This is a genomic window from Pelatocladus sp. BLCC-F211 (genome assembly GCF_041928655.1).
Classification (GTDB): Bacteria; Cyanobacteriota; Cyanobacteriia; order Cyanobacteriales; family Nostocaceae; genus Pelatocladus.
Window position 1 is genome coordinate 23,198 of sequence record NZ_JBHFLM010000102.1, and the last position, 6,260, is coordinate 29,457.

At 40.3% G+C, this 6,260-nt stretch carries 4 protein-coding genes; 3 read left to right on the top strand and 1 reads right to left on the bottom strand.

Going from position 1 to position 6,260, the window contains the following annotated elements:
- Positions 1-174: 174 nt before the first annotated feature.
- On the bottom strand, positions 175-696 hold the full coding sequence (locus ACE1AT_RS12525; protein ID WP_374868715.1) for a hypothetical protein: 522 nt from the start codon (positions 694-696) through the stop codon (positions 175-177).
- 568 nt (positions 697-1,264) lie between these two features.
- Here ACE1AT_RS12525 and ACE1AT_RS12530 point away from each other — a divergent pair.
- The 3 genes from ACE1AT_RS12530 to ACE1AT_RS12540 all read left to right on the top strand — a co-directional run bounded on the left by ACE1AT_RS12530 (position 1,265) and on the right by ACE1AT_RS12540 (position 5,943).
- A complete protein-coding gene (locus ACE1AT_RS12530; protein ID WP_374868716.1) occupies positions 1,265-1,993 on the top strand; it encodes an AIM24 family protein in 729 nt (242 codons plus the stop codon).
- A gap of 86 nt (positions 1,994-2,079) precedes the next feature.
- Positions 2,080-2,469, top strand: a complete 390-nt coding sequence (locus ACE1AT_RS12535) for a 6-pyruvoyl tetrahydropterin synthase family protein (protein ID WP_374868718.1) — start codon at positions 2,080-2,082, stop codon at positions 2,467-2,469.
- 255 nt (positions 2,470-2,724) lie between these two features.
- Positions 2,725-5,943, top strand: a complete 3,219-nt coding sequence (locus ACE1AT_RS12540; RefSeq protein WP_374868720.1) for an endonuclease/exonuclease/phosphatase family protein — start codon at positions 2,725-2,727, stop codon at positions 5,941-5,943.
- Positions 5,944-6,260: the final 317 nt, after the last annotated feature.

Consider the following 6,260-nt stretch of genomic DNA (forward strand, 5'->3'; position numbering starts at 1 on the left):
TTTGGATTTTGGATTTTGGATTTTAAATTGAATACACAGATAAATCCGGTATCAGTCATTTGTCAACGTAACAAGAGCTAGAGAAAGTTTAATCGCTCAATTAGTATAACGTGGGCAAACAAAAGCGATCGCCTAACTTAAGTGCGATCGCTTTGTGTAACCCAGAGTTTGTACTTATCTCAAGGTAATTGCAGTTGCATCTGGTGCTAGTCTGATATCTCTGGCAATGATTACAGGCTTGTTGACGTAATCTTGGTAATATTGGTCTTGGAGACTGAGTTTGTATTGCTGTTCGATTTCGGCAATTGCCAAGTCACGAACTTCACCAGTGACTTGAATCACGTTTTCGCGATCGCTTGGTAAATCAAAAGGCCGACCAGAAGCATTTATAACTAATATTGGATCACCACCAAAAAATCTGCGATCGCTAACCGTAAACGAAGTTAAACCAACTTTTTGCAGTGGTCTACTTCTGACGGTTACAGTTTTACCAATCAATTCATCAGGATAGTTAACTACTTCGGATGTAGTGACAAGTTGTGCAGTAGGAGCAGTTGACGGTTGTTCATTCGTGTAGGAAAGTTTTACGAACACAGCCAATAGTGCTATGGTAATTACTACTTTTGCTTCCCAAAGACCTTTGAATATATCTTGGCTTGGGTTTCTATGATTTTGCTTGTCGCCACTTTCAGCCATAATTAAAGACTCTTTTTCAACAGTTATCAATTACCAGTTATCAGTTATTGGTTGTTTACTGATTTAAGTAAGTTGAGATTTATCTTTTTATTGATAAAAGACAAAATTTATTAAACTGATTTATGCAAAACAAACTTGAATAATCCCCAAATTTAAACAATCTTCAAATATAAGATTATGATTATTAGGTAATAAACTCTTCTTGCTTAGGTAATAAGCAATTCCCTTTCATGGGACAGAGTTATATGCATCTACCAGATGAGAGAGAGCATATATTCTTCTATATCTAATGGTTGTTTCAAAGGGAACTCTTAACAGGGAGCAGTTACCCACACTTAAAAATCTGGGATGGAAATAGCGAAAAGTCAGAGCGCCCGCTTCCGGCGAACTGAGCTTTTCAAGACAAGGACACTTTTTTAAAGTAGGCTTAAAACCCACAACTGAAGTTTTTCCTGTTCCCCGTTCCCTAACGCGCAGGGATTTATAAAATTAATAAAAATTTAAATGTATTGACAAATACTGAAAAAATGAATACACCTATTTAAATCATGATTGGAGATGTATAAGAATGCAACACCAAGTTAAGATTTTAGAACCAACAGATTTATGGTATTTACAAAATAACATTAATAAAGAAACCAACAGATATTACCATCCAACAAAAGATATACCATTTGTTCAGCAGGTAGAAATCAGACTCGAAAACTCTGGAGTGATCATTCAAAAAGGATCATTGCACAGGTGCATTGGTAAATTAAATTATGGTGTTTACAAAACTGATAACCGTTTGAAAGATATGTGGGTAGCCTTGAGAACGGAGATTGACTACAACGCACCCGTGTATCAAGGTACTGGTATGGTTTACCTTGAGCCTAGACAAAAAGGATATTTTTTAAATTACACATCTGTTGACTTGTCAGAGCAGGAGCAATGGGAATTTGATGATGGTATCTTCCAGTTTTGTTCGGATAATGTAGTTATTGGAGCCAAAAGATTAAAATTCCGACAAATTGCAGGCTCCGGTGACGGTAAATGGAGACTGGCTATAAAAGCTCTACCTGGACAAATTTCTCGCGTGTTGACGGGTACTACATCACCAGCTAGAGTCATTGAACTCAGCAGAGGAGAAATTTTGATTGCTGACTATGACATGGTGAAAGGATACACAAAGGGTATTGAGGAAGATTATCGCAAATTAGGTCATTTTGGCAAAAGTGGTGGAGAGGGTTTTGTCTGGGTGTATAGCGGTGAAGGTAAATTATTGGTGAGTGAAAACGATGGTATTGGTCTAGATTAAGAATAGTGGAATCTAAAAGCGCAGTTACGATCAAAAAAGATATAGTTTTATTTTTTGTGTCGGAATTGGCTGCGAGGCAAAATTAAATGCCCAAATGGAAACTAGTAACTGAATTCTCGTTTAACAGCGCCCATTACATTAAAGATTACGATGGCCCCTGCGGTCGGATGCATGGGCATAATTATACGGTGCGAATCGAAGCAACCGCATTGAAGCTACATTCTTCTCAATATTGTCCACACCCAGTGATGGTAGCTGATTTTAGAACTTTACGCTGGGCAAAGCAAGATGTTTCTAAAGGAGGACTTGATCACTGCGTTCTCAACGAAGTCTTACCTCCTGAGTACGAAACAACTGCTGAGATGATTGCTAAATATATTTATGACGAAACCAAAAAACGACTCCCAGCAGATGTGCAACTTAAAGTAGCAGTGTCAGAAACTCCCAACAGTTGGGTTGAGTACGAAGATGATTAAAGTAGGTATCTTGGTGTCTTTGCGCCTTGGTGGTTAAATAAATTTTCTTCACCACCAAGACGAGCCAGTGCGTTGCGGGGGTTCCCCCCGTTGTAGCACCTGGCGTACCAAGACACCAAGACAGAAAGAAAACTTGATGAAAATTGAGCTTTCAGTGCAAAATTAAGCAAAAAATAATTCATTCTTAAACTTCTAGTGACATTTATGAAGTCAGGAAAAATCTCAATTTGACTTCTATTGATCCTGGAGGTATTAATGGCTAATTTGTTCTTCTCAGAATATATTGAGGGAAGCAGCAACAACAAAGCACTAGAAATTTATAACGGTACTGGTGCAGCCATTGACTTGAGTTTGGAAGGCTACGTTATCCAAATATATTTCAACGGTAGCACTTCTGCCGGTTTGACAATTAATCTCACTGGTACAGTCGCAGATAACGATGTCTTCGTACTGGCTCAAAGTAGCGCCAGTGCAGTAATTCTTGGTCAAGCAGATCAAACCAATGGCGCAGGATGGTTTAATGGTGATGATGCGATCGTCCTACGTCAAGGTGGTGTTGATGGTACGATTGTTGATTCTATTGGTCAAATTGGCTTTGATCCAGGTACAGAGTGGGGAAGTGGACTGACTAGTACAGCAGATAATACCCTACGTCGCAAAAGTGGTTTGATCAATGGTGATACTAATCCCTTTGATGTTTTTGATCCAGCTGTGGAATGGGATGGTTATGCTACCGATACTTTCGATAATTTAGGATTTTACACAACAAATGGTGGTGGAACATCGTCACTAAGTTTAAGTGTTTCTCCCACTAGCTTTTCCGAAGCAGCAGGAAACAATGCGGCGATTGGTACAGTTACTCGTACGGGAAGTACAGATAACGCTCTGACTGTGACTTTAACTAGTAATGATACTAGTGAGGCAACTGTTCCCACAACAGTAGAAATTGCGGCTGGACAAACTTCAGCAACATTTAATATTACTGCTGTGGATGATGCGATCGCAGATGGTTCACAAACTGTTACTCTTAACGCTACTGCATCGGGCTTTACCAACGGCACAACCACCGTCACAGTCACAGATAATGAAGTTACGGCTGGGAATATCCGTATTCATGATATCCAAGGTGCTAGCCACGTTTCACCCCTTGTTGGTCAAACAGTTAGCAATGTTCCTGGTATTGTTACAGCTGTCGTTTCTAATGGCTTTTATTTACAAGATCCCAATCCTGACAGCAATGATGCTACTTCCGAAGGGATTTTTGTCTTCACTTCTTCTGCACCCACAGTCACCGTTGGCGCTTCGATTTTAGTTAGTGGTACAGTAACAGAGTTTCGTCCTGGTGGTTCTGGCGGTACTAACAATCTTTCGATTACCCAAATTAGCAATAATCCCACAATCACCGTATTATCAAACGATAACACTTTACCGACAGCGACAATTCTCGGCAACGGTGGACGAACAATCCCCACAACGGTGATTGAAGACGATGCAACTGGTAATGTGGAAACTAGCGGCACTTTTGATCCGTCTCAAGATGGGATTGACTTCTACGAAAGTGTAGAAGGAATGCGAGTGCAGGTAAATAATCCAGTAGCAGTCGGCCCTACTAATGATTTTGGTGAAATCCCTGTAGTTGCTGATGATGGTGTCAATGCTAGCACCCGTACAAGTCGTGGCGGAATTGTCATCCAGCCAGGAGATTTTAACCCAGAACGGATTATTATTGATGATGCCATCATTACTAATGAACCAAAAGTAAATGTAGGCGATCGCTTGAATGGTTCAGTCACAGGTGTAATTGACTACAGCTTTGGTAACTTTAAGCTGTTAAATACTACGTCTTTACCAAGTGTGAATTCTGGTGATCTGACTCGCGAGACAACAACAATTACAACCAATGAAGATAAACTAACTGTTGCCACTTTCAACGTTGAAAACCTCGATCCTGGTGATGGTAATGACAAGTTTACTAGCTTGGCAAATGCGATTGTTAATAATCTCAAGTCACCGGATATTATCAGTTTAGAAGAAGTCCAAGACAACAACGGCGCTACAAATGACTCTGTTGTTGATGCAAATCTAACTTACCAAACTTTAATTAATGCGATCGCAGCTGCTGGTGGTCCAACTTACGAATACCGTCAAATTAATCCGGTGGATGACCAAGATGGCGGTGAACCAGGCGGGAATATTCGCGTTGGTTTTTTATATAATCCTAACCGTGTAGATTTTGTAGACCGTCCAGGTGGGACACCGACGACCAATACAACAGTCGTGAATGGTGAACTTTCGGCTAGTCCTGGTCGCCTAGTTGACACCAACCTCTCAGATGGTGATGCTTTTGCTAATAGCCGTAAGCCTTTGGTAGGTGAGTTTGTCTTTAATGGCAATACAGTATTTGTAGTAGCCAATCACTTTAATTCTAAGGGTGGCGACCAACCTTTATTCGGACGCTTCCAACCGCCAACACTTAGTTCTGAGGCACAACGTACACAACAAGCCCAAATTGTCAATAATTTTGTAGACAGCGTTTTAGCAGCAGACCCCAACGCCAACGTTGTGGTCATGGGTGATCTCAACGACTTTCAGTTTTCCAACCCCATTGCAACTTTGAAGGGTGGTGTCCTGACTAACTTAGTTGATACTTTACCAGCAAATGAACAATATACTTACGTATTTGAAGGTAATTCCCAAGTACTTGACCACATTTTGGTGAGTAACAATTTAGTCAGTGGTTCTGAATTTGATGTTGTGCATATTAACGCTGAGTTTTTCGATCAAGTCAGCGACCATGATCCGGTGATGGCAAGCTTTAACCTATCTCAGGTATACAACGAGATTGTGGGTACAGCAGGTAATGATAATCTTGTGGGAACAACCGCAAGCGATCGCATTCGGGGTTTAGAAAAAAATGATACTCTCACAGGCTTAGGTGGTAACGATCTTTTAGAAGGTGATGAAGGCAACGATACGATTTATGGTGGCGATGGTAATGATACTATTTACGGTGGTGAAGGTAACGATCAGCTGTATGGCGAAGCTGGGAATGACAAGATTTATGGTGGAGATGGCAACGATCAAATAGAGGCTGGTGACGGTAACGATATGATCTATGCTGGTCAAGGCAATGATCAAATTTCCACTGGTAATGGTGATGACGTAATTTATGCTGAAGCTGGTAACAATAAAATTGATTCAGGTTCAGGCTTCGATAAAGTAATTAGTGGTAGTGGTCGTGATACCTTTGTGCTAGCTGCTGGCGAAGGATTTGATCAGATTGAAAACTTCGGATTCACAGCAGACCAAATCGAGTTAAGTGGCTTAAATTTTGCAGACATCACAATTACCCAAGGTACTGGTGCAGATGCAAATAACACACTGATCAGTGTGACGAGTACTGGTGATCTGTTAGCTTCTCTAATTGGAGTACAAGCAAATACAATCACAAATTCTGTCTTCAGCACAATTTAGTCAGTAGAGGAGGTAAAAAGCGGCGTGGATCTTCCTCCCGCTTTGTTGCCGTTGCGTTACAATACTGCTCGGATAAGACAAATCAATTGACATTTAAATCCTGTAGAGACGCGATCTATCGCGTCTCTACAACCCCAAAATTATGACGAAAAATCCTTAACCGAGCAACTCTTATAAAACCCACATTCCGCACTTCATTTTGTAGCACATATACTAGTACTAATAGATACAATTTCAATTAAATATAATCACGTAAATTAGTGAGTAATTAATATAGACAGTATGACAAACATTACTAACTGTTTGAAATCCTCATG